This window comes from Cryobacterium sp. Hh38, from assembly GCF_004403235.1.
In the GTDB taxonomy this organism is placed as follows: Bacteria; Actinomycetota; Actinomycetes; order Actinomycetales; family Microbacteriaceae; genus Cryobacterium; species Cryobacterium levicorallinum.
The window spans coordinates 207,060-232,941 of the sequence record NZ_SOHD01000042.1; the positions used below are offsets into that span (position 1 = coordinate 207,060).

Below are 25,882 nucleotides of genomic sequence, written 5' to 3' on the forward strand. Positions count from 1 at the left end.
GATGCGCTACAAGCTAGCTGCGCAGCTCGCGCAGCAGAATTGCGGTGGCCAGGGCAGCGGATGCCGCCTCCTCGCCCTTGTCTTCCTTCGATCCGGGCAGTCCGGCCCGGTCGAGGCCCTGCTGTTCGTCGTCGAGGGTCAGCACGCCGAAGCCCACGGGCTTGCCGGTGTCGAGCGCAACGCGAGTGAGACCATCCGTTGCCGCATTGGAGACGAACTCGAAGTGTGGAGTGCCGCCCCGGATGATCACGCCGAGGGCGACGGCCGCGTCGGCCCCGTTTTCGAGCGCGACCTTGCAGGCAACGGGCAGTTCGAAGCTGCCCGGTACGCGCACGAGCGACCAGGAGGCTCCGCTCGCTTCGAGCACGCGGGTTGCGCCGGCGATGAGGCCGTCGGTGATCACGTCGTGCCAGAGGCCCGCGACGATGACGACGCGCAAGCCGGTGCCGTCAACGCTGAGGGTGGGTCCTGTGCCGGCCATTAGGCGATTCCGTTCATGATTTCGGTGTCGGTGATGTGGTGCCCCATGCGGTCGCGCTTGGTGGCGAGGTATTCCTCGTTGTATTCGCCGATCCCCACGACGAGTGGCACGCGCTCGGTCACAGCGACGCCGTGCAGTTCGAGTTGACGTACCTTCTCGGGGTTGTTGGTGAGCAGCCGCACCGAACTCAACCCTAGTTGGTGCAGGATGCTGGTGGCCGCGCCGTACTCGCGGCTATCGACGGGCAGACCCAGCGCCACGTTGGCGTCGAGGGTGTCGAGGCCGTCTTCCTGCAGCTCGTAGGCGCGCAGCTTATTGATAAGGCCGATGCCGCGCCCCTCCTGGCCGCGCAGGTAGACGACCACGCCGCCTTCCTCCTGGATGATGTCGAGTGAGGCGTCGAGCTGTGGTCCGCACTCGCACTTGAGTGAGCCGAACGCTTCGCCGGTGAGGCACTCGGAGTGAACCCGCACGATGGCGCCATTGGCCGGGTTGCCGGCGACGAAGGCGACGTGGTCGGCGCCGGTGGAACGGTCTCGGTAGGCGCGCACCCGAAAGAGGCCGTGCCGGGTGGGGACGGTGGTCTCCACCTCGAAGTCGACCCGCGGCGCCTCGATCAGTGGCGCGATCGTCGGCAGCGCTGCGTTGGGGTGGAACTCGTCGAGGTAGCTGATCAGGTCTTTAATCGTGATGACGTGCAGCCCCTCGCGCTCGCCGAGTTCGAGCAGGCCGGGCAGTCGCATCATCTCGCCGTCTTCGGCGACGATCTCAGCGATCGCCGCGACCGGAACCAGACCGGCTAGTTTCATCAGGTCGACGCCGGCTTCGGTGTGGCCGCTGCGCTCGCGCACACCGCCGTCGCGGGCGCGCAGCGGCAGGATGTGGCCGGGGCGGTGCAGGCTGGCCGGTGCCGACGCCGGATCGGCCAGAACTCGCAAGGTGTGGGCCCGGTCGGCGGCGCTGATCCCGGTCGACAGCCGATCGGCCGCGTCGACGCTCACGGTGTAGTTGGTACCGAGCGGGTCTTCGTTGTTCAAGACCATCACCGGCAGGTCGAGCTGGTCAGCGATCTCATTCGTCATCGGCGCGCAGATGAAGCCGGAAGAGTAGCGCACGGTCCAGGCGATCCATTCCTGCGTGGCGAGCTGGGCCGAGATGATGACGTCTCCCTCGTTTTCGCGGCCCTCGTCGTCGGCGACGATGACCGGTCGACCGAGGCGTAGGGCGTCGAGTGCGGAGGGAATATCGGCGAGGCTCATGATGCGCTCCTTGGGGTGGTGACGTGCTGGGAATTGTGGGTCGCCGTCAGGGCGAGCATCCGTTCAACGTGGCGGGCCAGAATGTCCGTCTCAATGTTGACTCGGTCGCCGACGGCGCGCTCGCCGAGGGTGGTCACCGTGAGGGTCTCGGGAATGAGCGACACCTCAAACCACTGATCCGTCTCGGTGGCGGGGCTGATGTTGCTCACCGTGAGGGAGACGCCGTCGATGGCGATCGAACCCTTGCCGACGACGAGCGGCGCGAGTTCGGCGCTGAGGCTGAACCGCAGCACTCGCCAGGCATCACCGGGCGTGAGGCTAAGCACCGTGCTGGTGCCGTCAATGTGGCCCTGCACGATGTGGCCGCCGAGGCGTCCACCGACGAGGGCGGCGCGTTCGAGGTTGACCGGGGAGCCGACGAGGGCCGCGGACAGTGTCGACATCGACAGGGTCTGCGCCATCACGTCGGCGGTGAAGGTTTCGGCGGTGCGCTCGACCACGGTGAGACAGACGCCCTGCACGGCGATGGAGTCGCCTCGCAGCGCGCCGTCGATCACGAGCGGGCCGCGGATGGTGAGGCGGGCGGCATCCGCTGTCTGCTCGATGCGCACGATTTGGCCGAGCTCCTCGATGATTCCGGTGAACATGGGTTCCTTAGTTAGTCTGCGGTCGGGCGACGATGAGAACATCGTCACCGAGGCGGTCGAGGGAAAGAATGGCGAGGCGGCGCTGCTCACCGATCGCGGCCACACCGATGTCGGTGAGGGCGAGCCGGGGGCCGCCGATGAGCGTCGGAGCCAGGTAGATGAGGTATTCGTCGACCAGCCCGGCGGCGACGAAGGCGCTCGCCACGGTCGGTCCACCCTCGATGAACACGCTGCGCAGACCTCGGCCGTGCAGGTCGGCGAGAACGCCGGGAAGGTCGCGTCCGTCAAAAAACAGCGGTGACTGCGGGTGGTTGATCAGGGCAGTGGATGCCGGCAGCGGACGTCGGCCCAGCACCACGGGCACCGGTTGCTGCTTGAGCAGCGCGCCATCGGCGTCGCGCGCGGTCAGGGCCGGATCGTCGGCGAGCACGGTCCCGGTGCCGACCAGGATCGCGGCGGCGGCACCACGCCGTTGGTGCACGTCGACGCGGGCTGCGCCGCCGGTGATCCAACGGCTGGAGCCGTCGGCCGCTGCCGCACGACCGTCGAGGCTCGACGCCCACTTGAGCGTGACGAACGGGCGCCCGAGGCGGGCGGCAACGAGCCAGTCGCCCAGGAATTCTTCGCCCTCCGCCACGAGCAGGCTGCCCTGCACGTCGACTCCGGCAGCGCGCAGCCGGTCGGCTCCGCCGCAGGAACGTTCGCCGGAGTCGGTCACCGAGTAAACGACGCGAGCGACGCCGGCCTCGATCAGGGCCTCGGCGCAGGGTCCCGTGCGGCCGACATGGTTACAGGGTTCCAGGGTGACCACGACGGTGCTGCCGCGCGCAGCGCCGGGGGCGAGCTGGGACAGCGCGTCGACCTCGGCGTGCTTGCTGCCGGCTCCGCGGTGCCAGCCTTCGGCGAGGGTGTCGCCCTCAGCGTTCACAATGACGCAGCCGACCCGGGGGTTGACGCCGGTGGACGGACCCTGGGCGGCAAGTTCGAGCGCGCGACGCATGGCGCTGTGCAGGGTGTGCACTGCCGCGTTGTTGGTCATCCCGCCCTCATCCGTATTGGACGAGCTCCGGGGGTATGGGGGTGCAGACCTGCACAAACCCGCCGGTCGACCGTAGGGGCCAACCGACTCGTGCGCCTCCCGTCCGGACTTTGACCGTCGGTGCTGGAGTTTCACCAGCTCAACCGTTTCGCCTCTCTCTCGAGGGGCTAACGGGTCGCGGACTTTAACCGCCGGTTCGGAATCACACCGACCCCGGAGCACGTGTACTACTTCTAGTTATAGTGCAACAGTCCGCGCGCAGTACTATTCCCGGCGACATCCGCTGTTCCGGTCAGGGGCTCAGGAGACCTCGACCAGGGCCCGGGCCGTGCTTTCGTCGACGAACAAGTCGGTGATCAGCCGGGCGGCGAGGGCCCCGCGCAGGCTCGCGAGCTTGGAGCGGCCGGCCACGACGCAGATGCGGCGCGGGGTGCGGCGCAATACGGTGAATTCCGGGCCGGTTGAACGCTCGTTCAGAGCAATGCCGTCTGTCGAACCGTCGGCGCGGTAAAACACGGTGGCCACGTCGCCGACCACCTGAGCGGCGCTGAGTGCATCGAATTCGGCTTTTTCCAGGTAGCCACCGGCGTAGACACGGCTGATCACACCGGAAAACGGAGAGCCGAGGCCGAACAGGGCGATATCCATGGTGGCTTGCATGTCGATCAGGCGGCTTATGCTGCGCTCCCGCCACAGCGCCTTCTTGGTGGCCGGGTCGTCGAAGAACGCCGGCACCGGAAACTGTTGAATGTGTGCGCCGAACGCCGTGCCGAAGCGTCCGAGAATTTCACTCGCGTAGCCGAGGCCGGTCGTGCGCATGTTTCCGGCACCGTTGAGCTGCACGATCTGCGAGTTGTGGGTTTGTTTGGGCGTCACGTGTCGGCTGATCGCGTTCATGGTGGAGCCCCAGGCGATGCCCATGGTCATGTTCGAGTCGAAGTATTGACCGAGAATCCGTGCAACAGACAGGGCTACGCGCTCTAGGCGATCGACGTCGCTCGCGCTGTCTGGCACCGGAACGACGTGCGCTTCGATCCGAAATCGAGCCTCGAGCTGCTGCTCGAGGTGACTCGGGGCATCCAATGGCGACTTGATTTGGATGTCGACCAAGCCGGTCTCCCGAGCATGGCTGAGCAGGCGAGAGACGGAGGAGCGGGAGGTGTGCAGCTCCCGAGCGATGGCATCCATGGTGAGGTCCTGCAGATAGTACAGGTGCGCCGCGGTGAGGGCGTCGCGGCTGCGATCGGACTGCACGGGATCAATATCGAGGGTCACAACGGCTCCTTGCACGTATGTTCAATCCGGTTGAGAAATTGTGTCGGACTGTCAGACTGTATCTATTCATATGGCTTGTCGCAATGCAAGCCCCAGACAGAGGTGACAACAATGTCGTTCTTAAACTCACAAACTTCGTCGGCACTCAACGATCGTCCCAACGCCCAGGTGCTCATTATCGGCGCCGGCATCAATGGCATCGCAACCTTCCGCGATCTGGCCCTGCAGGGCGTTGACGTGGTCATCGTCGAGAAGAACGACTTCGTCTCCGGCGCCTCGTCGGCGAGCTCGCACATGATCCACGGCGGGGTGCGTTATCTCGAAAACGGCGAGTTCCGCCTGGTCAAGGAGTCGGTGACCGAGCGCAACGGCCTGCTCAAGATCGCGCCGCACTACGTCAAGCCGCTGCAGACCACCATCCCCATCTTTTCCACCTTCTCCGGAGTGATGGCCGCGCCGCTGCGTTTCCTCACCCACAAGCAGGGTTCCAAGCACGTGGAGCGTGGCGCCCTGCTGATCAAACTCGGCATGATGATCTACGACGCCTTCTCCCGCGACGGCGGTTCGGTGCCGCGTCACGAGTTCAAGGGTCGCGGTCAGGCGCTCGCCGCTCTGCCGCTGCTGAACCCCGGCCTCAAGTACACGGCAACGTACTACGACGCCGCGATGCACGACCCTGAGCGCCTCGCCCTCGACGTGCTGCGCGACGGCCTCGACGCTGGCCCGCATGCTCGCGCCGCCAACTACGTCGAAGCCGCGGGCATGAGTGAGAACGGCGTGCTGCTGCGCAACAGCATCACCGGCGAAGAGTTCACCTTCACAGCAGATGTCGTCGTCAACACGAGCGGGCCATGGACCGACCTGACCAACACCGCTCTCGGGCAGCCGAGCACGTTCATGGGCGGCACCAAGGGCTCCCATATCGTCCTCGACAACCCGGAGCTGCTCGCGGCGACCGGTGGCCGCGAGATCTTCTTCGAACACGAAGACGGCCGCATCGTGCTGATCTACCCGCTCAAGGGCCGCGTTCTGGTCGGCACCACCGACCTCGAACACGACATGAGCAAGCCGATTCGCTGCACCGAAGACGAGATCGACTACTTCTTCGACCTGGTCGCGCACGTTTTCCCAACCGTGAAGGTCGACCGTTCGCACATCGTGTTCCGCTTCGCCGGCGTACGCCCGCTCCCGCGCCACGACGAAGAAGCCCCCGGATTCGTCTCCCGCGACTACCGCATCGAGTCGCGTCCGCTGCCCCGCGCCGGTACCGAAGACGGCACCCTGCTCAGCCTGGTCGGCGGCAAATGGACCACCTTCCGCGCCCTGGCCGAGCACCTGAGTACCGACATCCTGAAGCTGCTCGGCCTGCCGCGCACCGTCTCCACCGAGGGCCTGGCCATCGGCGGCGGACGCAACTTCCCTGCAACGGATGCCGCCCACCAGGTCTGGGTCACCGCCCACGGTGACGAAGTGGGCGCAGACCGCGCCGCAGCCCTGCTCGCCCGGTACGGCACCCGCGCGAGCGAGGTCATCGACTTTCTCACCGACCCGACCGCTCCAGCGGATGCCCCGCTCGTACAAAACTCCGCCTATAGCCGGCGCGAGATCGAGTTTTTGGCCTCAACCGAGAGTGTCGTGCGCCTGATCGACGTGCTGCTGCGTCGCACCAGCATGGCCTTCGTCGGATACGTCACCACGCCGCTGATCGAGGAGCTCAGCGGTGTCGTCGCCCCGGTTTTGGGGTGGGATGCTGGGCGGCTGGCCGAAGAGATCGAGCTGGCCCGCAGCATCCTGAGCGACGTGCACGGGGTCACGCTGGCCCCGGTCAACCAAACTCCCATTCGCGTCGCCTGACGCGTTCGGCCCTGGCCGGCGATTGCCGACAATCTGCACAAACGTGCAGCTCAAAGCGACCATCGCCGGGCCGGGCGCCGATACGTTTTTACACAGGTAACAAACAGCACGACCGTCGCACTCGACAATTAGGTCAGTCGGCAGCACCCCATCTGAAAGGTCAATGTGGACAATCTCGGTGTCGTATTTATGTCAGAGGTCGTGGGAACGGCCATCCTCGTACTCCTCGGCTGTGGCGTGGTCGCCAACGTCGCGCTCGCCAAGAACAAGGGCTTTGGCGGCGGTTTTCTCATGGTCACCATCGGCTGGGGCCTCGCGGTCTACGCCGGTGTCATCGCCGCGTACAACTCGGGCGCGCACCTGAACCCGGCCGTCACGCTCGGCCTTGTCGCGAGCGGCGCCGACACGTTCGGCTCCGGCGTTCCGGTCAACTTCGTGTCGATCATGACCTATATCGGCGCGCAGATGATCGGCGCGATCCTCGGTGCTGTCGTGGTCTGGCTTGCCTACAAGCAGCACTTCGATCAGGAGCCGGAAGCCGCCAACAAGCTCGGTGTCTTCTCGACCGGGCCGGCCATCCGCTCCTACGGTTGGAACCTGGTCACCGAAATCATCGGCACCTTCGTGCTGGTTTTCGTCGTCATCGGCTTCGGCCGCAACGGCGACGGCGGCGGGCTCGCGGCCCTCGGAGCACTGCCGGTGGCCCTGCTCGTGATCGCGATCGGCGCCTCGCTCGGTGGGCCCACCGGCTACGCCATCAACCCGGCGCGTGACCTCGGCCCCCGCATCGCGCACTTCCTGCTGCCGATCAAGGGCAAGGGCTCAAGCGACTGGTCGTATTCCTGGGTACCCGTCGTCGGCCCGATCATCGGCGGCGTGCTCGCCGGTGCCTCCTCTGGTGTGCTGCTGCCCATCCTGGGCTAACCCTGTCGACGCATTCTGCAGCATCCGCTTTAAACTGATTCATCCCACCTGGAACAACAAAGGAGTTACAAATGGCCAAGTACGTTCTCGCCATCGACCAGGGAACCACGAGCTCCCGCGCGATCATCTTCGATAAGGCCGGGTCGATCATTTCGACCGGTCAGCTTGAGCACGAGCAGATTCTGCCGCAGGCCGGCTGGGTCGAGCACGACCCGAAAGAAATCTGGGACAACACCCGTGAGGCCATCGGCCAGGCGCTGTCCAAAGCGAACATCACCCGGCACGACATCGAGGCCATCGGCATCACCAATCAGCGCGAAACCGCTGTCGTCTGGGACAAGAACACCGGCGTGCCCGTCTACAACGCCATCGTCTGGCAGGACACCCGCACCCAGGCAATCGTCGACCGCCTCGCGGCCGACGGCGGTGTCGAGCGTTTCAAGCAGAAGGTCGGCTTGCCGCTGGCCACCTATTTTTCCGGCACCAAGATCGTCTGGATCCTCGAGAACGTCGAGGGCGCCCGCGCGAAAGCGGATGCCGGCGACCTCCTGTTCGGTACCACCGACTCCTGGGTCCTCTGGAACCTGACCGGCGGCATCGAGGGTGGCGTGCACGCGACCGACGTCACCAACGCCAGCCGCACGATGTTCATGGACCTCGAAACCCTGCAGTGGAACGACGAGATCCTGGCCATCTTCGACGTGCCCAAGTCGATGCTGCCCGAGATCAAGAGCTCGTCCGAGGTCTACGGCATCGCGAGCGGGCACAGCCTGCTGCGCGAGGTGCCGATTGCGGGCATCCTGGGTGACCAGCAGGCCGCGACCTTCGGCCAGGCCGCGTTCGACCAGGGCGAGGCCAAGAACACCTACGGCACCGGAAACTTTCTGATCTTCAACACCGGCACCGAGATCATCCACTCCAAGAACGGCCTGCTCACGACCGTGGGCTACAAGCTCGGCGACGCCCCCGTGCATTACGCGCTCGAGGGATCGATCGCCGTGACCGGTTCGCTCGTGCAGTGGATGCGGGACCAGCTCGGCATCATCAAGAACGCCTCCGAGATCGAAGACCTCGCCAAGACGGTCAAGGACAACGGCGGGGCGTACTTCGTGCCGGCCTTCTCGGGTCTGTTCGCACCGTACTGGCGGTCGGATGCCCGTGGCGCCCTGGTCGGTCTCACCCGCTACGTGAACAAGGGCCACATCGCCCGCGCCGCGCTCGAGGCCATCGCGTACCAGACGCGGGAGGTGCTCGATGCGGTCAACGCCGACTCCGGGGTTCCGCTGACCGAACTCAAGGTCGACGGTGGTGCCACGGCCAACGACCTGCTCATGCAGTTCCAGGCCGACATTATTGGCGTGCCCGTCGTGCGCCCGGTCGTCGCCGAGACCACCGCCCTGGGCGCCGCGTATGCGGCCGGCCTGGCCGTCGGCTTCTGGAGTGGCCTCGACGACCTCCGCGCCAACTGGCAGGAGGACTCCCGCTGGGAGCCGTCCATGGACAAGGACGAGGCCGATCGCCTCCTGCGCAACTGGAAGAAGGCCGTAACGAAGACCCTCGACTGGGTAGACGAAGACGTGCGCTAGCTCTTCTCGCGAGAGCGCAAAAAGTGCCCGATTGGACTATCCAAGCGGGCTCTTTTTGCGCTCTCGCGTTACTGTGCCAATAGGGGCGGAAGGTCGTGGAGGGATTCGATACGGAGGATTCCAACGGGGGCAGCGGATGCGCCGGCGCGGTCCAGCCAGACACCCGTCAGCCCCGCAGCGGCCGCGCCCACGGCATCCGTGCGAAGCCGATCGCCCACGTACACCGCCCCCTCCACCGGAATGTCGAACAGCGCGCAGGCGTGCTGAAAGATGCGCGCGTCCGGCTTGGCGAAGCCGAGAGCACCGGAGGTGACGACGTGCTCGAACCGGTGGGTCAGCCCGACCCGCCGAATCTTCTCGCCCTGAAACACCGGGTCGCCGTTCGTGATGAGGCCAAAGCGCACCCCGGGCAGAACCTCCGCCAGCGCGTCGAGGCAGGGGAGCGCGTCGTCGTGCAGCCGCCAACTGGCCCGGTAGCTCAGAAAGTACTCGTCAAACCAGGCGTCGGCCTCGGCGTCGGTCAGCGAGATGTCGAACGATGCGGCGAAGTCCTGGGCCCGGGCGCGCCGCTGGCCGGCAAAGTCCAGAGCGCCGGCGAGGTAGGAGTGGTAATGCTCCTCCTCGAGCGCGTCCCAGAGCACGATTGCTGCATTGCGGTCGCCGGTCGCGAATGCACCGCCGATCCGGTCGAGGTGCAGCAGGATTCCCGCTGCAACAGCTCCGCGGTGCTCGAACAGGGTATCGTCGAGGTCGAACAGCACCACCCCAGGTCGCCGAGAGCGCAAAAAGTGCCCATTTGACGGGTCCAATCGGGCACTTTTTGCGCTCTCGCCAGCAGGCGCAGAGCTCGGGACGGGCATCAGCGGCGGGGGAGGAAGCCGACGCGGTCGTAGACGGTGGCCAGGGTTTCGTTCGCAACAGCGTCAGCCCGGGCGGCGTTCGACGCCAGCACCCGGTCGAGTTCGGCCGGGTCGCCGAGCAGCTCGGCGACGCGCTCGCGAATCGGGTCGAAGGTGCCGAGTACAACTTCGACGAGACTTTTCTTCAGATCGCCGTAGCCTCGCCCGGCGTACTCGTTCTCCAGCGACTCGATCGTGCGGGAGGCCAACACGGAGTAAATCGTGAGCAGGTTCGCCACGCCCGGCTTGTTCTCGCGGTCGAAGACCACGCCGCCGTCGGCATCCGTCACGGCCCGCATGATCTTCTTCCTGGTGACCCCGGGCTCGTCGAGCAGCCAGATCACTCCGGCGTGCGACTCGGCCGACTTCGACATTTTCGACGTGGGATTCTGCAGGTCGTAGATCTTCGCGGTCTCCTTCACGATCGCCACCTCGGGAATCGTGAAGGTGTCGCCGAACCGTGAGTTGAAGCGCAGCGCGAGGTCGCGGGTGAGTTCAACGTGCTGGCGCTGGTCCTCTCCGACCGGCACCACCGTGGTCTGGTAGAGCAGAATATCCGCCGCCATCAGTGTCGGGTAGGCGAACAGGCCCACCGTCGTCGCGTCGGCGCCGTGCCGCGCGGACTTGTCCTTGAACTGGGTCATGCGGCTGGCCTCACCGAACCCGGTGATGGTGTTCAGTACCCAGGCCAGCTGCGCGTGCGCCGCGACATGCGACTGCACATACAGCGTCGACGCCGACGGGTCGATCCCGGCCGCAATGTATTGCGCCGCCGTGCCGCGGGTGTTCTCCCGCAGCTTCAAAGGCTCCTGCGCGACGGTGATCGCGTGCAGGTCGACGATGCTGAAGAACGCGTCGTGGGTCTGCTGCAGCGACTTCCAGTTCAGCAGCGCGCCAATGTAGTTGCCGATCTGCAGGGACTCGGCGGAGGGCTGCATGCCCGAATAGAGGCGGGGTTTGGTCATGAGTTCAACGCTCCAGAAAGGTCATAGTCGACAACGACGGGGGAGTGGTCGCTCCAACGCTGGTCGTACGCTGCGGCCCGGTCGACCGCATACGACACCACGGATGCCGCCAGCTCCGGGCTGGCCAGGTGGTAGTCCAATCGCCATCCGGTGTCGTTGTCGAATGCCTGGCCGCGCTGAGACCACCAGGTGTATGGACCCTCAACCTCGCCGGCCCACTTGCGTCCGACGTCCACCCAGCCGAGTCCGGCGCCCGCGTTGTACAAATCGTCGCCTTCAGCGCCGAGAATACGGTCGAAATACTCACGCTCCTCCGGCAGAAAACCGGCATGCTTCTTGTTGCCGCGCCAGTTCTTAATGTCGAGCGTGCGGTGCCCGACGTTGAGATCGCCGAGCACGAGCGCGAGCGGGCTGTGCGTGCTCAGCTCCGGCAGCCGAGCGATCATGGCGTCCAGAAACTTGTACTTCTCCACCTGCTTGGGAGTGTCCGTCTCGCCGGAGTGCACATACGTGCTCACCACGGTGATGATCTGGCCGTTGACCTCGTAGTCGGCTTCGAGCCAGCGGCCGGCGCTGTCGAATTCCTCAGCACCGAGGGCAACGCGATGAATGGATGCCCCCGCGCGGCTTGCCAGGGCAACCCCGGCGCGGCCCTTGGCGGTGGCGGCGTCGTGCAGAATATTCCAGTCCGGACCGAGTAGCCCCTCGAGGTCTTCGGTGGAGGCACGCACCTCTTGGATGGCCAGAATGTCGATGTCACGGGCATTCAGCCAGTCGCCCATTCCCTTGCGGTACGCGGCTCGTACCCCGTTCGTGTTGATGCTGGCAATGCGGAGAGGTTTGGCTGCAGACATGGGTCAAGTCTAGTTTGGGGTGTCCGCCGCATCTGCCCGGGCAAAGCCTTCGACGACAGCTTCGGCAGCCCTGAGCCGCCGCCGGGCACCCCACCGGGCATACCAGGGCGAGGCATCGCGATCCGCTCTGGCGGCGGTGAGCTCGGCCTGCGCGGTCAGCCTCAGGGCATCGTGCATCCGCTGCGCTTGGTCTTCCGCCGCCTCATCGGCGCTGAGCGTGTGGGGCGGAATCCCCGCATCGTCCATCCCCACCGCAATCCACGACGCCGCGATCAACGTGACCGTGCTCACCAGGTTGAACCAGATCAGTAGCCCGATGATTACCGCAAAGGTCGCCAGCAGCGGGTTGCGGCTGGCGCCGCCGAGTAGCGCACCACCGAGAATTTTGAGTAGGCCGAGCGCCAACCCGCCCAGCAGCGCGCCGGCGAACAACCGCCGTACCGGAATGCGTACCCGCGACAACACCCGGAACAGGGCCGCTAGGGTGAAAGTATCGATGACGAGCACGACGGCCAGGCCGATGGCGCGGGCCGAGGCTTCGTAGAAGAACGAGTCCTGCGGTATCTGAAAGATGCCAAAGAGCAGGCCGAGCAGCGCGGTGCTCGCGAGCGAGACGATCGCCGACAACACGAGGGCCAGGCCGAAGACCAGCCCGAGGCCGAGCTCGCGCAGCTTGACCAGCAAAAAGAACGTCGTCTGCTGCGGCATGTCAAAGACGGTGCGCACCGCCTGCGCCGTCGCCGACAGCCAGCCGAGCGCGGTCAGCAGCAGTCCGACCAGGGCGATTGCTCCGGTCCAGGTGAGAATGCCGGCGGTGGCGAGTAGCTCGGGGTCGATAATGCCGTCGGTGCCGATCAGTCCCGGAATCGACTGGTTGATGATCGCGTAGAGCGCGTTCAGCAGACCCTGATTCGCGGTCAGAAAGAGCCCCGCAATCGAAAAGCCCACCCAGACAGCCGCGAAAATGGCGAAGATCGCCTGATAGGACATTCCAGCGGCGAGGATGCTGCCACCCACGTTGTTGAAGTGGGTCACCACCCGCACGGGTCGCCAGGTGAGGATGCGGGCTACAAGCTCTTTCACAGTGTCAGCTTAACCAAAGACACCCCCGTCGAAGTGACGGGGGTGTCTTTCCTATAAGAAGGCAGTTAAGCCTTGCCGCGCATGATGGCCTGCTTGACCTCGGCGATAGCCTGGGTCACCTGGATGCCGCGAGGGCAGGCATCCGTGCAGTTGAAGGTCGTGCGGCAACGCCACACGCCCTCTTTGTCATTGAGGATGTCGAGGCGCACCTGGGCGCCATCGTCCCGCGAATCGAAGATGAAGCGGTGGGCGTTCACGATGGCGGCTGGGCCGAAGTACTGGCCGTCGGTCCAGAACACCGGGCAGGCCGAGGTGCAGGCGGCGCAGAGAATACATTTCGTCGTGTCGTCGAAGCGCGCGCGCTGGGCGACGGTCTGAATGCGTTCCTTGCCCTTGACCGGGGTGACGCTGTTCATGAGGAACGGCTGCACCTCTTTGAACGACGCGAAGAACGGCTCCATGTCAACGATGAGGTCCTTCTCCAGCGGAAGGCCCTTGATGGCCTCCACGTAGATCGGCTTCGTGACGTCGAGGTCCTTCATGAGCGTCTTGCAGGCCAGGCGGTTGCGGCCGTTGATGCGCATCGCATCCGAACCGCAGACCCCGTGCGCGCAGGAACGACGGAAGGTCAGTGAACCATCCTGCTCCCACTTGATCTTATGCAGCGCGTCGAGCACCCGGTCGGTCGGGTAGAGCTGCACGTCGAAGTCCTGCCAGTGCGGTTCGTCGTCGACCTCGGGGTTGAACCGACGCACGATTATCGTGGCGGTGAACGACTTGATCTCTTCGGGAACGATGGGCTTGTTGTCGATCGTGGCGGTACTCACTAGTACTTCCTCTCCATCGGCTGGTAACGGGTGATGACAACCGGTTTCCAGTCGAGTTTGATGTGGTCGGCGGCGTCCGCCGACATCGCGTCACCCTTGAGGTACGCCATGGTGTGCTTCAGATAATTCTCGTCATCGCGAACGAGGTAATCTTCACGCTGGTGGCCGCCGCGGCTTTCCTTGCGGTTGCGGGCGGAATAGACGACAACTTCGGCCAGGTCGAGCAGAAAGCCGAGTTCGACGGCCTCGAGCAGGTCGGTATTGAAGCGGCGGCCCTTGTCCTGCACACCGATGTTCTTGTAGCGCTGACGCAGCAGGTGGATGGTCTCGGTGACCTCGGCCAGGGACTCGTCGGTGCGGAACACCTGAGCCTTCTTGTCCATCTCCTCCTGCAGAATCTTGCGCAGCACGGCGATGCGTTCGGTTCCGGTCGATGAACGGATGCCTTCCAGCAGTTCGCGCACTTCCCCGGCCGGGTCTGTCGGCAGCGGAACGAATGACGCCGTCTTCACATACTCGACCGCATTGATACCGGCGCGCTTGCCGAACACGTTGATGTCTAGCAGCGAGTTGGTGCCGAGGCGGTTGGAGCCGTGCACCGAGACGCAGGCGCATTCGCCGGCGGCGTACAGCCCGGGGACGACGACCTCGTTGTTGCGCCAGACTTCGGCCTTCACATTGGTCGGGATGCCGCCCATCGCGTAGTGCGCGGTCGGCATGACCGGGACAGGCTCGGTGACCGGGTCGACGCCGAGGTACGTGCGGGCGAACTCGGTGATGTCGGGCAGCTTGGTCTCGAGCAGTTCCTTGCCGAGGTGGGTGCAATCCAGGTAGAGGTAGTCCTTCTCCGGACCGGCACCGCGACCCTCCGCGACCTCCTTGAGCATACAGCGTGAGACGATGTCACGCGGGGCGAGGTCCTTGATGGTCGGCGCGTAGCGTTCCATGAAGCGTTCACCGGAGGCGTTGCGGAGGATTGCTCCCTCACCGCGGGCGCCCTCGGTAAGGAGGATGCCCAGCCCGGCCAGGCCGGTCGGGTGGAACTGGAAGAACTCCATGTCCTCCAGCGGCAGGCCCTTGCGCCAGACGATACCGACACCGTCACCGGTGAGGGTGTGGGCGTTCGAGGTGGTTTTGTAGATCTTTCCGAAACCACCGGTGGCGAAAATGAACGCCTTGCCCTGGAACACGTGCAGCTCGCCGCTTGACAGGTCGAGGGCGACCACGGCCGACGGCTGGTCGACGCCGTCGACGTTGGTCATGACGAGGTCCAGCACGTAGTACTCGTTGAAGAAGTTGATGCCGCGCTTGACGCAGTTCTGGTACAGCGTCTGCAGAATCATGTGGCCGGTGCGGTCCGCGGCGTAGCAGGCCCGGCGCACCGGGCTCTTGCCGTGGTCGCGGGTGTGGCCACCGAAACGCCGCTGGTCGATCTTGCCCTCTGGGGTGCGGTTGAACGGCAGGCCCATGTTCTCGAGGTCGATGACCGCGTCGATGGCTTCCTTGGCCAGGATCTCGGCGGCATCCTGGTCAACCAGGTAGTCGCCACCCTTGATCGTGTCGAAGGTGTGCCATTCCCAGTTGTCTTCCTCGACGTTGGCCAGCGCCGCGGCCATGCCGCCCTGGGCCGCACCGGTGTGCGAACGCGTCGGGTAGAGCTTGGAGATGACAGCCGTGCTGGCATGGGGGCCGGCTTCGATGGCGGCGCGCATGCCAGCTCCACCCGCTCCCACAATGACGATGTCGTGCTGGTGGTAGTGCACACCGTCTACGACGGTGGACTCCGGGTTTGCGCCGGCGGGTGCTGTGGAGGATGTCATTTTTTTGTGTGCAGCTCCTATAGGGACTTACAGAACGAGGCCACGAGGTCGGCAGGCGCACCGGCGGGGCAGGGATCGAAGGTGAACACCACGAGGGTGCCCAGCACGATCAGCGAAACAACACTGACCAGGATCGCGACTTTCAGGATGCCGCGGCTGATCCGTGACGTCGCGTAGTCATTGACGAGGGTGCGCATGCCGTTGCCGCCGTGAATTAGGGCGAGCCACAGCATGATGATGTCCCAGACCATCCAGAACGGGTTGGTCAGTTTACCGGCGACGAACGCGAAGTTCAGGGCGCTGACGCCCTCACCGATCATGAGGTTGACGAACAGGTGGCCGAAGATGAGCACGACCAGCACGACGCCGGAAACGCGCATGTAGATCCAGCCCCACTTTTCCCAGTTGACGCCGCTCTTCCTGGTAGAACGGGTGTACGGGCTGCGGGGAGCTTCGATTGTTGAAGTCATGTCGATCGCCCCCTAGTGGCTGAACACGTTGATGAGGTGGCGCGGCACGAAGGCCAGCATGGTGACGACCCACAGGCCGATGACGACGTAGAACAGTACGCGCTGGTACTTGGCGTTCCAGAAGTCGATCAGAATGATGCGCAGCCCGTTGAAGGCGTGGAACACGATGGCGCCGACGAGTGCGACCTCACCGAGACCCATGATCGGCGTCTGGTACTGCCCGATGACCGCGTTGTACGCTTCGGGGCTGACCCGCACGAGTGCCGTGTCGAGAATATGGACGAGCAGAAAGAAGAAGATCGCGACACCGGTGATGCGGTGTAAGACCCAAGACCACATGCCCGTGTTACCCCGATACAGGGTGCCGGCGGGGCGACGTGATGTCGTCTTCTGCTGAGAATCTAGGGTTCCTGCCTTCTGTGGCATGAACAACCCTCCCTGGCTGAATTATGGCTCTTTAGTGAGACCGAGAATGTGCTGTGAGCACATAGCGTTAGTCTACAAGTGCGCCGCCACATCGTGCCGGTTAGGTTACCCTAACGCTGCATAGACGGGGGTACATGCGTGTGGGCCCGCACCGCACGACGCTCGTCAATGGCTTGTTCGTAGTAGTCGACCAGGTCCGCGCAGACCGTCGGCCAGGAGCGTCCGAGCACGGCGCGGCGCCCGGCTTCCCCCATGCGCGCCCGCAGCGCCGGGTCGCCGACCAGCTGAGATACCCAGTGTCTCAGGTCCCGGTCGTCGTCCGGCCGAAACAGGTAGCCGTTTTCTCCGTGGGCGACCAGGTCGATCGGCCCACCGGCGTAGGGCGCGACCACCGGCAGCCCGGCGGCGTGGGCCTCCTGGATGGTTTGCCCGAAGGTCTCTTCGGTACCGGCATGCACGAACAGGTCGAAGCTCGCGTAGGCAACGGCCAGCTCTGCGCCCGAGAGCCGGCCCAGCCAGGTCACGGACATGCCGGCCAGCGCTCGACCTATAGACGGTACGCTCGGCCCGTCACCGACCAGCGCCAAACGGATGCCCGGCAGCCCGCGCAGGGCGCGCAACCGCTCGACCTGTTTCTCCGGAGCCATCCGACCGACGTAGCCGACTATCACGTCGCGCCGTGCGCCGATGGGGGGCGTTGGCGAAATGCGTTCGCGCAGCGCCGCGACGGCCGGGTCGTTCTTGACGTTCGGGTGGAACCCGTTGAGGTCAACGCCACGGGTCCACATCGCCAGGCGTGGTACGCCGAGCCGCAGCAGGGCGGCCATCGACGACGACGACGGCACCAAAGTTCGAGTGGCGCCCTCGTGCACCCACTTCACGAAGCGCCAGGCGAGCGCGGTGGCCGGGCCGAGGTGATTGCGGTGGGCGTAACCGGCGACATCCGTTTGAAAAATCGCGACCGAGGGAATGTCGAGCCGATTCGCGGCGCTGATGCCCTGTGCTCCGAGCAGAAAGGGGGAGGCCGCGTGCAGCACGTCCGGCCGAAAATCGGCGAGCAGTTTCTGCACCTGGGGACTGGGGATACCGACCGGAAACTGGCGGTAGTTGAGCGCTGAAACGGTGTGCACGGGAAAGCCCGCGTATTCCGCCGGGGCGCCGTAGGGTGCGATCACCATAGCCTCGTGCCCGGTGGCCGCGAGGTGCTCGAGCACCTTGCAGACGCTCGTGGTCACCCCGCTGATGGTGGGGAGGAAACTTTCGCTGATGACTGCGATCCGCATGGTTCGAAAGTAGGCCGCGGGCGTTGCCGTCGGGTGGCCGGTGGGTGAACAGTCGTAGCGACCTCAGCGATAGTCTGGGGCGATGATTACGTCCAGTGAGCCCCTCGATCGCCTGTACAGCGTGATCCCCGCCGGCGGCATCGGTTCCCGGCTCTGGCCGCTGTCACGAGCGGATGCCCCGAAATTTCTGCATGACCTCACCGGTTCCGGTCATACCCTGCTGCGCGATACCTGGGATCGCCTCGTTCCGCTCTCCACGGAGCAGCGCATCATGGTCGTCACCGGGCGCGCCCACCGCGCCGCCGTCGAGCTGCAGCTGCCCGAACTGGCCGACCCGAATGTTGTGCTGGAGAGCGAACCGCGCGACTCGACCGCTGCGATCGGCCTCGCGGCCGCGATTTTGCAGCTGCGCGAACCCGGCGTCATCATCGGGTCGTTTCCGGCTGACCACGTCATCAAGGGCGATGCCCAGTTCCGGTCGGCTGTGACCGAGGCTGTCGCCGCGGCGGACGCCGGTTACATCGTCACCATCGGCATTCAGCCGACCGAGGCTGCAATCGGCTTCGGCTATATCAAGAGCGCAGCCTCGCTCGATATTGAAGGTGCGTCGACCGCTCTCGCCGTCGACTCCTTCGTGGAGAAGCCCAGCCCCTATATCGCCGAAGGCTACCTCGCCGAGGGCAACTACCTCTGGAACGCCGGCATCTTTATTGCCCGCGCCGACCGGTTGCTCGCGGAAATCGAAGCGGCAGAGCCGGAACTGCACGCCGGCCTCATACAACTCGCCGAGGCCTGGGACACACCGGCCCGCGGCGCCGTCGTCGACCAGGTCTGGCCACGCCTGAAGAAGATCGCCATCGACTACTCGGTGGCCGAACCCGCCGCCGCCGCCGGCAAACTCGTCGTCATTCCCGGCCAGTTCGACTGGGACGACGTGGGCGACTTCGCCTCGATCGCCAAGCTGCACTCCGGCGGACGCAAAGCCAACCTCGCCATCCTGGGTGAGGGTGCCCGGGTGCTCGCCGACTCGTCGAGCGGCATCGTGGTCAGCCACACCGGGCGCATGATCGCGCTGATCGGCGTCGAGGACATCGTCGTCGTCGACACCCCCGACGCCCTGCTGGTGACGACGAGTGCCAATGCCCAGAAGGTCAAGGCGGTCGTCGACGCGCTCAAGCTGTCGGGTTCGAGCGACGTGCTCTAGGCCCAACCTGACTAGAATTCCAGTTCATGCTAAAGGAAGTGTCTATGCGCCGCTTGATTGCCGTTTTTGCCCTCGTGTCATCCGCTGTGCTGCTGGTCGGCTGCGCGCCCGCACCGACACCGACCGCGACACCGGATGTGACGGAGCCGGAGTACTGCGCGCGCATGGTCACAAACTCGGGCGGTCTCGACGACCGCTCCTTCAACCAGTCCACCTGGGAGGGGCTGCAGGAAGCGGCGACGAAGTACAACATTGACACCGACGCGATCGTGTCGACGGCGGAGACCGACCTCGCACCGAACGTGAGCCAGGCCGTAGCGACCGGATGCCAGTTCGTGCTCACCGTCGGTTTCGAGCTCGCCGATGCGACCCTCGCCGAAGCCACCAAAAATCCCGATGTGCACTTTGCGATCGTTGACGAGTTCGTTGACGCGCCGAACGTGAAGCCGATCGTGTTTGATACCGCCCAGGCCTCGTTCCTAGCCGGGTACCTCGCGGCCGGCGTCACCAAAACCGGCAAGGTTGGAACATTCGGCGGCGGCAACCAGCCACCGGTCACGCTGTTCATGGACGGTTTCGTCGATGGTGTAGCCATGTACAACGACAAGCACGAGACGACGGTTGAGGTACTCGGCTGGAACAAGGACACCCAGGACGGCTCCTTCACCGGCGACTTTGAGGACGTGAACAAGGGCAAGTCGTTGACCCAGACGCTGATCGATCAGGGCGCGGACATCATTCTGCCGGTGGCCGGTCAGGTCGGCCAGGGCGCGGCGGCCGCTGCCATCGAGAACCCGGGCGTATCGATCATCTGGGTCGACAACGACGGGTATGTCACCCTGCCGGCCCAGTTTCAGTCGGTCGTGCTCACCAGCGTGCTGAAAAACACGTCAGCGGCGGTCGTCGAGACGATCGGGGCTGACCTCGAGGGCAGCTTTGACAACGAGGCCTTCGTCGGCACGCTCAAGAACGGCGGCGTCGAGATCGCCGATTTCCACGATCAGTCCGCCCTGGTCTCAGCCGAATTGGTGGACGAACTCGAACAGATTCGTGCCGCGATTATAGCGGGGATCATCACAGTGACCGGCCCCAGTTCACCCCAATAGGGAAAATTTGTTTCGCCAATGTCGCGGCTTGGTAACGACTCGGTCGCGCACGCACAATGCTCATCTGCGCAGCGTCTCATTGGGTAACGTGGATCGCACCACGCCCGTGCGATCTCGCTGGGCAGCACCCTGGAGGTCATCTTGACAATTTCGACCCGTAAGACCGTACTTGCCGGTCTTGCAATGTTCGGTACCGTGGCGATGCTCGCCGCTTGTGCTCAGGCACCCGCAACGACCGACGACACCAGCTCCGCCGCCGCGAGCGACTTTCTGCCCTGCATGGTGTCGGACGCCGGTGGATTCGACGACAAGTCGTTCAACCAGCTCGGCTTCGAGGGCCTCACTGAGGCTGCGGCCGAACTCAGTGTGACGCCGAAAACCGTGGAGTCAACGTCCGAGACCGACTACCAGTCCAACGTGCAGAACCTTGTCGACCAGGGCTGCAACCTCATCGTGACCGTCGGATTCAACCTCGCCGCGGCGACCGTTGAGTCTGCCTTGGCTAACCCCGAAGTCAACTTCGCCATCATTGACAATGATGCCGACCTCGACTTCGACGGCAAGGTCGACGCCCCGAACATCAAGCCGATCATCTTCGACACCGCCCCGGCCGCCTTCATGGCCGGCTATGCGGCAGCCGGCTACAGCAAGACCGGCGTCGTTGGAACCTACGGCGGAATGCAATTTCCGACCGTCACCATCTTCATGGATGGCTTCGCTGACGGCGTTGCGTACTACAACGAGCAGAACGGCACCTCCGTCAAGACCATCGGCTGGGACGTCGCCTCGCAGACCGGTTCGTTCACGGGTGGCTTCGCCGCCGGCGTCGAATCGCTTGCCAATGCGCAAGGCCTCATCGACCAGAATGCCGACGTGCTGCTGCCCGTTGGTGGACCGATCTTTTTGAGCGCGATTGAAGCGATCAAGAGCTCGGGCAAGGACATCGCCATGTTGGGCGTTGACGCTGACCTCTATGAGACCGACGCGACGAACAAGAGTCTGTTCCTCACCAGCATCCTCAAGGGGATCAAGGTCAGCGTCTTCGACGTCGTTTCCGGCGCGGCCGACGACACCTTCGACGCCACCCCGTACATCGGAACTCTGGACAACGACGGCGTGGGCATTGCCTCGTTCCACGACTTCGAATCCAAGGTCCCCGCGACCCTGGCCGACGAGCTCGACGCCATCAGAGCAGGAATCATCGACGGTTCGATCACGGTCGAATCGCCTTCCTCGCCGAAGCAGTAATACGCTGTAGTGACCTGGGGAGGCCGGATTGTCGGCCTCCCCATTTCAGTTCCCCCGCGCTTTTCCCCCGTCGCGCTCGACCCAGGAATTCAGGATCAATGAAGCTCGAACTTCGAGGCATCACAAAGCGCTTTGGTGCGCTGGTCGCCAACAACAACATTTCGCTCGTCGTCGAGTCGGGTGAAATTCATGCCCTCCTGGGCGAGAACGGCGCTGGTAAGTCCACGCTCATGAACGTGCTGTATGGCCTGTACGTCGCCGAAGAGGGCGAGGTCCTGCTCGATAACGTGGTGCAGAAATTCGCCGGTCCGGGCGACGCCATGAAAGCCGGGATCGGTATGGTGCACCAGCATTTCATGCTCGTTCCGGTGTTCACCGTTGCTGAGAATGTCGTTCTCGGCCACGAACAGACCACCTTCGGCGGCCGCCTCGACCTCAGTGCGGCCCGAGCCAAGGTGCGGGAGATCTCTGACCGGTTCGGCTTCGACATCGACCCGGATGCCGTCATTGAAGACCTGCCGGTCGGCGTGCAGCAGCGCGTCGAGATCATCAAGGCACTGTCCCAGGACGCCAAGGTGCTGGTGTTCGACGAACCGACGGCGGTGCTCACCCCGCAGGAGACCGATGAGCTCATGACCATCATGCGCCAGCTCGCCGAGTCTGGCACCTCGATCGTGTTCATCACGCACAAACTGCGGGAGGTGCGCGCCGTCGCGGACCGTATCACGGTCATCCGCTTGGGAACCGTCGTCGGTGAGGCGTCGCCGGCCGCGACTAACGCGGAGTTGGCCTCGCTCATGGTCGGGCGCGCTGTCGAGTTGACCGTACACAAGAACGCGCCAGAGTTGCGTGGAACCGCCCTGTCGGTGAAAAACCTCTCGGTGATCGATGCCCGCAACCAGATCGTCGTCAACAACGTGAGCTTCGACGTCCAGGCTGGTGAAGTACTTGCCATCGCCGGCGTCCAAGGCAACGGCCAAACCGAACTCACCGAAGCGCTGCTTGGACTACAGCAGCACGTCACCGGGTCGATCCAACTCGACGGCAAGCCGTTGCGCGGCTACAGCGTGCGGCACATCCTCGATTCCGGAGTCGGTTTCGTGCCCGAAGACCGCACCGAAGACGGCCTCATCGCCGACTTCAGCATCGCCGAGAATCTCATGCTCGACCGCAGCTCCGGAGCGCCGTTCGTGAAGGCGGGCAACCTGCAGCTGGGGTTTCGAGCGAGGTTCGCCGCCGAGAAAATTGCGGAGTTCGACATTCGATCGCAGGGCAGCGATATGGAGGCCGGACGGCTCTCGGGTGGTAACCAGCAGAAGGTCGTGCTCGCTCGTGAACTGAGCCGTGATCTGCGTTTGTTCGTTGCGGCCCAGCCGACCCGCGGTCTTGACGTGGGTTCGATCGAATTCGTGCACACCCGCATTATCGAAACTCGCGACTCCGGAATTCCGGTCATCGTGGTATCCACCGAGCTCGACGAGGTCGTCGCTCTCGCAGACCGCATCGCGGTGATGTATCGAGGAGAGATCGTTGGAATCGTGCCAGGCAACACCCCCCGCGCCACGCTCGGCCTCATGATGGCCGGCGAGCACGCTCCGGAGATGGAGGGCGCGCTGTGAGCGACGCCACCGTACCGGCGGCTCCGGTCGCTCCCGGGTCCGGCGAGGGAAGGAAGGATGGGTCCGAGCGCTGGAACCAAACCCTGCGCGACATCACCGGCGGCAGCGCCATGATCTCTGTACTGGCCGTCCTCGTCGCTCTCGTGGTTGGGGCGATTCTGATCGCGTTCACCAACGAACGCGTGCAGGAGACGGCCGGATATTTCTTCTCCCGACCGACCGACCTGCTGCAGGCTGTCTGGGACTCCGTCGCGGGCGCCTATTCCGCGCTGTTCCAGGGGGCAATCTACAACTTCCGGGCGAGCAGCTTTCTCACCGCGATTCGCCCGCTGACCGAGACACTCACCTTTGCGACGCCGCTGATCGCGGCCGGGCTCGGTGTGGGGCTCGCTTTTCGCGTGGGCATGTTTAACATCGGTGGTCGTGGGCAGATGCTCATCGCCGCTGGGGCCGCTGGCTGGGTCGCTTTCGCGGTTGAGCTGCCAGCCGGTATCCACTTGATCGTCGCCGTTCTGGCCGGCCTGCTTGGTGGGGCTATCTGGGGCGGCATCGTGGGCTTGCTCAAGGCTCGTACCGGTGCCCACGAGGTGATCGTCACGATCATGCTCAACTTCGTCGCGCTGTACCTGATTCAGTTCCTGCTGCGCACCCCCGGTGCGCTGCAGGCGCCTGGCAGTAACAACCCGAAGACACCGGCCATGGCAGCGACCGCGGTGTTCCCCGATCTGTTCGGGCCGCGCTACAACCTGCACGCCGGTTTTCTCACCGTCATCGCGGCCACCATCTTCGTCTGGTGGCTACTCAGCCGCTCAAACCTCGGGTTTCAGTTTCGTGCCGTCGGGCAGAACCCCGGCGCAGCCAGGGTCGCCGGCATCAACGTGAAGAACGTCTACTTCTACGCCATGGCCATCTCGGGAGCGCTCGTCGGCCTGGCCGGCGTCAACCAGGTGCTGGGGACCCTGACCACGGGCTTCAGTTCCGGAATCGACGCCGGCATCGGCTTCGACGCCATCACCGTCGCCCTGCTCGGTCGTTCAAAGCCCTGGGGTATCTTCGCCGCCGGCATTCTCTTTGGTGCGTTCAAGGCCGGCGGGTTCGCCATGCAGGCGGCTGAGGGTGTGCCAATCGACATCGTCGTCGTCGTGCAGGCGCTGATCGTGCTGTTCATCGCCGCGCCGCCGCTGGTGCGTGCCATGTTCCACCTTCCGACACCGGGCACCACCAAGAAACCCAGGATTCGCAAGACCAACGAGGTGGTGGCGAAATGAGCACGATCACACAGACCCCCACTCCGGCTTCGGCCCCGATCGTGAAGCTGACGGCGCAGATTCGCAGCTGGAAGATTCCGATCACCTTCGGCGGATTTGCCGCGCTGTCGCTGATCCTGTTCGTGTTCCTCGGACGCGGCCAGCGCGGTGAGCTGAGCACGTTCCGCCTCTCGGAAGCGCGCGACCTGATCCAATTGCCAGAGGTGGCCCTGCCAACCTTGGCTACCGGAGTGTTCGTGGCCATCGCGCTCGTGCTCATGGCTGTGGCGTCGGCCTGGCTGGTCTATCGTCACACCAAGATCCCGATCGTTTTGACCATCCTGTTCGCGTTGCTATTCCTGGTGGGCTTTCTGGCCTGGGCGGCATCGGGTTCGACCATTCCGGTGCCCGGACTGCTGATTGGAACGGTCACCCTGAGCGCCCCACTCATCTTCGGTGCCCTCGGCGGGGTGCTGTCCGAACGCGCCGGCGTCGTCAATGTGGCCATCGAGGCGCAGCTCCTGGCCGGAGCCTTCAGCTCCGCGGTCGTCGCATCCGCCACGGGGAACCCCTACCTCGGCCTGCTTGCGGCGATGGTGGCTGGGGCGCTCGTCTCCATGGTGCTGGCCGGGTTCGCGCTCAAGTACCTCGTCGACCAGGTCATCGTCGGTGTCGTGCTCAACGTTCTCGTGATCGGGCTCACCAGCTTTTTGTACTCGCAGGTGCTCGCACCCAGCGCCACCCTCAACTCACCGGACGTCTTTCCCCGGCTGAACATTCCGTTGCTCAGCGAAATCCCCATCATTGGCCCGGTGCTGTTTCGCCAGACCATCATCGTCTACGCCATGTACGTTGCGGTCGCGCTCGTGTTCTTTGCCCTGTTTCGCACCAAGTGGGGCCTGCGCGTGCGCGCCGTGGGTGAACATCCACAGGCCGCCGATACGGTTGGCATCAACGTCAACCGCACTCGCTTCATTGCCGTCACCCTCGGCGGTGTCATCTCGGGCTTCGGCGGGGCGTACTTCACCCTCGGCGCGGTCGGTGCGTTCAACAAGGAGATGACCAACGGCATGGGCTTCATCGCCCTCGCCGCGGTGATCTTCGGCCAGTGGCATCCGATCAAGGCGACCCTCGCAGCGCTTCTGTTCGGATTCGCGACGAACCTGCAGAACGTACTGGGCATCATCGGCTCGCCGGTACCGAGCGAATTCATGCTCATGCTGCCCTACGTCGTGACGATCTTCGCCGTTGCCGGGTTCGTCGGCCGCTCAAGGGCACCCGCCGCTGACGGAAAGCCGTACATCAAGTGAGTGATGTGAGCATCGACTGGCCGCTGCTGCGCGCGCAAGCCCTCGCCGCTATGGCCACAGCTTATGTGCCGTACTCGAAGTTTCCGGTCGGCGTCGCGGCGCTCGTCGATGACGGGCGAGTGATCAGCGGATGCAACGTGGAGAATGCCTCCTACGGCCTCACCCTCTGCGCGGAGTGCGGCCTGGTCTCCGCGCTGCACCTCAGTGGTGGCGGCCAGCTCGTCGCGTTCACCTGTGTCGACGGAAATGGCGGCATCCTCATGCCGTGCGGCCGCTGCCGCCAGTTGCTCTACGAACACTCCGCGCCGGGCATGCTGCTCGAAACGGTCTCCGGCGTCAAAACCATCGACGAGGTGCTGCCGGATGCCTTCGGGCCGCGCCAACTCGCCGACTATCGCGCCAGCGCAGCTTCGTCGTAGCCGTTGGGCTCGTTCAGCCCGGTCGTGAGGATTTTCC

At 64.6% G+C, this 25,882-nt stretch carries 24 protein-coding genes and 1 riboswitch; of the genes, 10 read left to right on the top strand and 14 right to left on the bottom strand.

Going from position 1 to position 25,882, the window contains the following annotated elements; translation table 11 throughout:
- Nucleotides 1-13: 13 nt before the first annotated feature.
- The 5 genes from ribH to E3T41_RS15140 all read right to left on the bottom strand — a co-directional run bounded on the left by ribH (nucleotide 14) and on the right by E3T41_RS15140 (nucleotide 4,701).
- A complete protein-coding gene (gene ribH / locus E3T41_RS15120) occupies nucleotides 14-481 on the bottom strand; it encodes a 6,7-dimethyl-8-ribityllumazine synthase (protein WP_092448932.1) in 468 nt (155 codons plus the stop codon).
- Nucleotides 481-1,740, bottom strand: coding sequence for a GTP cyclohydrolase II (gene ribA / locus E3T41_RS15125; protein WP_092448931.1), 1,260 nt, complete (start codon nucleotides 1,738-1,740; stop codon nucleotides 481-483). Before ribA ends, ribH begins: the two co-directional genes overlap by 1 nt.
- Nucleotides 1,737-2,387, bottom strand: coding sequence for a riboflavin synthase (locus tag E3T41_RS15130; RefSeq protein WP_092448930.1), 651 nt, complete (start codon nucleotides 2,385-2,387; stop codon nucleotides 1,737-1,739). Before E3T41_RS15130 ends, ribA begins: the two co-directional genes overlap by 4 nt.
- A gap of 7 nt (nucleotides 2,388-2,394) precedes the next feature.
- A complete protein-coding gene (ribD, locus tag E3T41_RS15135; protein WP_241991197.1) occupies nucleotides 2,395-3,426 on the bottom strand; it encodes a bifunctional diaminohydroxyphosphoribosylaminopyrimidine deaminase/5-amino-6-(5-phosphoribosylamino)uracil reductase RibD in 1,032 nt (343 codons plus the stop codon).
- 87 nt (nucleotides 3,427-3,513) lie between these two features.
- Nucleotides 3,514-3,651, bottom strand: a riboswitch (FMN riboswitch).
- 75 nt (nucleotides 3,652-3,726) lie between these two features.
- Nucleotides 3,727-4,701: a sugar-binding transcriptional regulator gene (locus E3T41_RS15140; protein ID WP_255455294.1), complete on the bottom strand. Its 975-nt coding sequence runs from the start codon at nucleotides 4,699-4,701 to the stop codon at nucleotides 3,727-3,729.
- A 111-nt stretch (nucleotides 4,702-4,812) separates the two neighbouring features.
- On the opposite strand from E3T41_RS15140, the gene E3T41_RS15145 reads away from it, so the two are divergent.
- The 3 genes from E3T41_RS15145 to glpK all read left to right on the top strand — a co-directional run bounded on the left by E3T41_RS15145 (nucleotide 4,813) and on the right by glpK (nucleotide 9,065).
- On the top strand, nucleotides 4,813-6,555 hold the full coding sequence (locus E3T41_RS15145; protein ID WP_134479279.1) for a glycerol-3-phosphate dehydrogenase/oxidase: 1,743 nt from the start codon (nucleotides 4,813-4,815) through the stop codon (nucleotides 6,553-6,555).
- 189 nt (nucleotides 6,556-6,744) lie between these two features.
- Nucleotides 6,745-7,479, top strand: coding sequence for an MIP/aquaporin family protein (locus E3T41_RS15150; protein WP_092448983.1), 735 nt, complete (start codon nucleotides 6,745-6,747; stop codon nucleotides 7,477-7,479).
- A gap of 71 nt (nucleotides 7,480-7,550) precedes the next feature.
- Nucleotides 7,551-9,065, top strand: coding sequence for a glycerol kinase GlpK (glpK, locus tag E3T41_RS15155; protein WP_092448928.1), 1,515 nt, complete (start codon nucleotides 7,551-7,553; stop codon nucleotides 9,063-9,065).
- Between the two features lie 68 nt (nucleotides 9,066-9,133).
- Here the strand turns inward: glpK and E3T41_RS15160 are convergent, their stop codons facing one another.
- The 9 genes from E3T41_RS15160 to E3T41_RS15200 all read right to left on the bottom strand — a co-directional run bounded on the left by E3T41_RS15160 (nucleotide 9,134) and on the right by E3T41_RS15200 (nucleotide 17,692).
- The gene (locus E3T41_RS15160) at nucleotides 9,134-9,829 is read right to left on the bottom strand and encodes an HAD family hydrolase (RefSeq protein WP_233195453.1); all 696 of its coding nucleotides are present in this window, start codon (nucleotides 9,827-9,829) and stop codon (nucleotides 9,134-9,136) included.
- A gap of 95 nt (nucleotides 9,830-9,924) precedes the next feature.
- The gene (gene trpS, locus E3T41_RS15165; protein WP_092448926.1) at nucleotides 9,925-10,929 is read right to left on the bottom strand and encodes a tryptophan--tRNA ligase; all 1,005 of its coding nucleotides are present in this window, start codon (nucleotides 10,927-10,929) and stop codon (nucleotides 9,925-9,927) included.
- Nucleotides 10,926-11,783, bottom strand: a complete 858-nt coding sequence (locus E3T41_RS15170; protein WP_092448925.1) for an exodeoxyribonuclease III — start codon at nucleotides 11,781-11,783, stop codon at nucleotides 10,926-10,928. Before E3T41_RS15170 ends, trpS begins: the two co-directional genes overlap by 4 nt.
- 9 nt (nucleotides 11,784-11,792) lie before the next feature.
- Nucleotides 11,793-12,866: a YihY/virulence factor BrkB family protein gene (locus E3T41_RS15175; RefSeq protein ID WP_134479280.1), complete on the bottom strand. Its 1,074-nt coding sequence runs from the start codon at nucleotides 12,864-12,866 to the stop codon at nucleotides 11,793-11,795.
- 65 nt (nucleotides 12,867-12,931) lie between these two features.
- A complete protein-coding gene (locus tag E3T41_RS15180; protein WP_092448923.1) occupies nucleotides 12,932-13,693 on the bottom strand; it encodes a succinate dehydrogenase iron-sulfur subunit in 762 nt (253 codons plus the stop codon).
- Entirely contained in the window at nucleotides 13,693-15,513 is a 1,821-nt protein-coding gene (sdhA, locus tag E3T41_RS15185; protein WP_092448922.1) for a succinate dehydrogenase flavoprotein subunit, read from the bottom strand. The genes E3T41_RS15180 and sdhA overlap by 1 nt, the downstream gene beginning before the upstream one ends.
- Nucleotides 15,514-15,530: 17 nt before the next feature.
- On the bottom strand, nucleotides 15,531-15,983 hold the full coding sequence (locus tag E3T41_RS15190) for a succinate dehydrogenase hydrophobic membrane anchor subunit (RefSeq protein ID WP_092448921.1): 453 nt from the start codon (nucleotides 15,981-15,983) through the stop codon (nucleotides 15,531-15,533).
- A 12-nt stretch (nucleotides 15,984-15,995) separates the two neighbouring features.
- Nucleotides 15,996-16,409 (bottom strand): succinate dehydrogenase, cytochrome b556 subunit, encoded by a 414-nt coding sequence (gene sdhC / locus E3T41_RS15195; RefSeq protein ID WP_092448920.1) that lies wholly within the window; start codon nucleotides 16,407-16,409, stop codon nucleotides 15,996-15,998.
- Between the two features lie 110 nt (nucleotides 16,410-16,519).
- Nucleotides 16,520-17,692: a glycosyltransferase family 1 protein gene (locus E3T41_RS15200; protein WP_092448919.1), complete on the bottom strand. Its 1,173-nt coding sequence runs from the start codon at nucleotides 17,690-17,692 to the stop codon at nucleotides 16,520-16,522.
- Between the two features lie 82 nt (nucleotides 17,693-17,774).
- Between E3T41_RS15200 and E3T41_RS15205 the strand changes: the two genes are divergently transcribed.
- From E3T41_RS15205 to E3T41_RS15235, 7 genes are all read left to right on the top strand, one after another.
- Nucleotides 17,775-18,896 carry a mannose-1-phosphate guanylyltransferase gene (locus E3T41_RS15205; protein ID WP_104133315.1) on the top strand — a complete coding sequence of 374 codons (1,122 nt, stop codon included), beginning with the start codon at nucleotides 17,775-17,777 and terminating at the stop codon, nucleotides 18,894-18,896.
- A 44-nt stretch (nucleotides 18,897-18,940) separates the two neighbouring features.
- A complete protein-coding gene (locus E3T41_RS15210) occupies nucleotides 18,941-20,002 on the top strand; it encodes a BMP family protein (RefSeq protein WP_134479281.1) in 1,062 nt (353 codons plus the stop codon).
- A gap of 141 nt (nucleotides 20,003-20,143) precedes the next feature.
- A complete protein-coding gene (locus tag E3T41_RS15215; RefSeq protein WP_092448916.1) occupies nucleotides 20,144-21,250 on the top strand; it encodes a BMP family protein in 1,107 nt (368 codons plus the stop codon).
- Between the two features lie 98 nt (nucleotides 21,251-21,348).
- Nucleotides 21,349-22,869 carry an ABC transporter ATP-binding protein gene (locus E3T41_RS15220; protein ID WP_092448915.1) on the top strand — a complete coding sequence of 507 codons (1,521 nt, stop codon included), beginning with the start codon at nucleotides 21,349-21,351 and terminating at the stop codon, nucleotides 22,867-22,869.
- The gene (locus tag E3T41_RS15225; RefSeq protein WP_233195452.1) at nucleotides 22,866-24,137 is read left to right on the top strand and encodes an ABC transporter permease; all 1,272 of its coding nucleotides are present in this window, start codon (nucleotides 22,866-22,868) and stop codon (nucleotides 24,135-24,137) included. The genes E3T41_RS15220 and E3T41_RS15225 overlap by 4 nt, the downstream gene beginning before the upstream one ends.
- The gene (locus tag E3T41_RS15230; RefSeq protein ID WP_092448914.1) at nucleotides 24,134-25,426 is read left to right on the top strand and encodes an ABC transporter permease; all 1,293 of its coding nucleotides are present in this window, start codon (nucleotides 24,134-24,136) and stop codon (nucleotides 25,424-25,426) included. The genes E3T41_RS15225 and E3T41_RS15230 overlap by 4 nt, the downstream gene beginning before the upstream one ends.
- A gap of 5 nt (nucleotides 25,427-25,431) precedes the next feature.
- Nucleotides 25,432-25,845, top strand: coding sequence for a cytidine deaminase (locus E3T41_RS15235; RefSeq protein WP_092448981.1), 414 nt, complete (start codon nucleotides 25,432-25,434; stop codon nucleotides 25,843-25,845).
- Nucleotides 25,846-25,882: the final 37 nt, after the last annotated feature.

What these genes read in the sequence shown, in the direction of transcription:
- ribH (WP_092448932.1), bottom strand. Translation starts at nt 481, where the DNA reads ATGGCCGGCACAGGACCCACCCTCAGCGTTGACGGCACCGGCTTGCGC.
- ribA (WP_092448931.1), bottom strand. Translation starts at nt 1,740, where the DNA reads ATGAGCCTCGCCGATATTCCCTCCGCACTCGACGCCCTACGCCTCGGT.
- E3T41_RS15130 (WP_092448930.1), bottom strand. Translation starts at nt 2,387, where the DNA reads ATGTTCACCGGAATCATCGAGGAGCTCGGCCAAATCGTGCGCATCGAG.
- ribD (WP_241991197.1), bottom strand. Translation starts at nt 3,426, where the DNA reads ATGACCAACAACGCGGCAGTGCACACCCTGCACAGCGCCATGCGTCGC.
- E3T41_RS15145 (WP_134479279.1), top strand. Translation starts at nt 4,813, where the DNA reads ATGTCGTTCTTAAACTCACAAACTTCGTCGGCACTCAACGATCGTCCC.
- E3T41_RS15150 (WP_092448983.1), top strand. Translation starts at nt 6,745, where the DNA reads ATGTCAGAGGTCGTGGGAACGGCCATCCTCGTACTCCTCGGCTGTGGC.
- glpK (WP_092448928.1), top strand. Translation starts at nt 7,551, where the DNA reads ATGGCCAAGTACGTTCTCGCCATCGACCAGGGAACCACGAGCTCCCGC.
- trpS (WP_092448926.1), bottom strand. Translation starts at nt 10,929, where the DNA reads ATGACCAAACCCCGCCTCTATTCGGGCATGCAGCCCTCCGCCGAGTCC.
- E3T41_RS15170 (WP_092448925.1), bottom strand. Translation starts at nt 11,783, where the DNA reads ATGTCTGCAGCCAAACCTCTCCGCATTGCCAGCATCAACACGAACGGG.
- sdhA (WP_092448922.1), bottom strand. Translation starts at nt 15,513, where the DNA reads ATGACATCCTCCACAGCACCCGCCGGCGCAAACCCGGAGTCCACCGTC.
- E3T41_RS15190 (WP_092448921.1), bottom strand. Translation starts at nt 15,983, where the DNA reads ATGACTTCAACAATCGAAGCTCCCCGCAGCCCGTACACCCGTTCTACC.
- sdhC (WP_092448920.1), bottom strand. Translation starts at nt 16,409, where the DNA reads ATGCCACAGAAGGCAGGAACCCTAGATTCTCAGCAGAAGACGACATCA.
- E3T41_RS15200 (WP_092448919.1), bottom strand. Translation starts at nt 17,692, where the DNA reads ATGCGGATCGCAGTCATCAGCGAAAGTTTCCTCCCCACCATCAGCGGG.
- E3T41_RS15205 (WP_104133315.1), top strand. Translation starts at nt 17,775, where the DNA reads ATGATTACGTCCAGTGAGCCCCTCGATCGCCTGTACAGCGTGATCCCC.
- E3T41_RS15210 (WP_134479281.1), top strand. Translation starts at nt 18,941, where the DNA reads ATGCGCCGCTTGATTGCCGTTTTTGCCCTCGTGTCATCCGCTGTGCTG.
- E3T41_RS15220 (WP_092448915.1), top strand. Translation starts at nt 21,349, where the DNA reads ATGAAGCTCGAACTTCGAGGCATCACAAAGCGCTTTGGTGCGCTGGTC.
- E3T41_RS15230 (WP_092448914.1), top strand. Translation starts at nt 24,134, where the DNA reads ATGAGCACGATCACACAGACCCCCACTCCGGCTTCGGCCCCGATCGTG.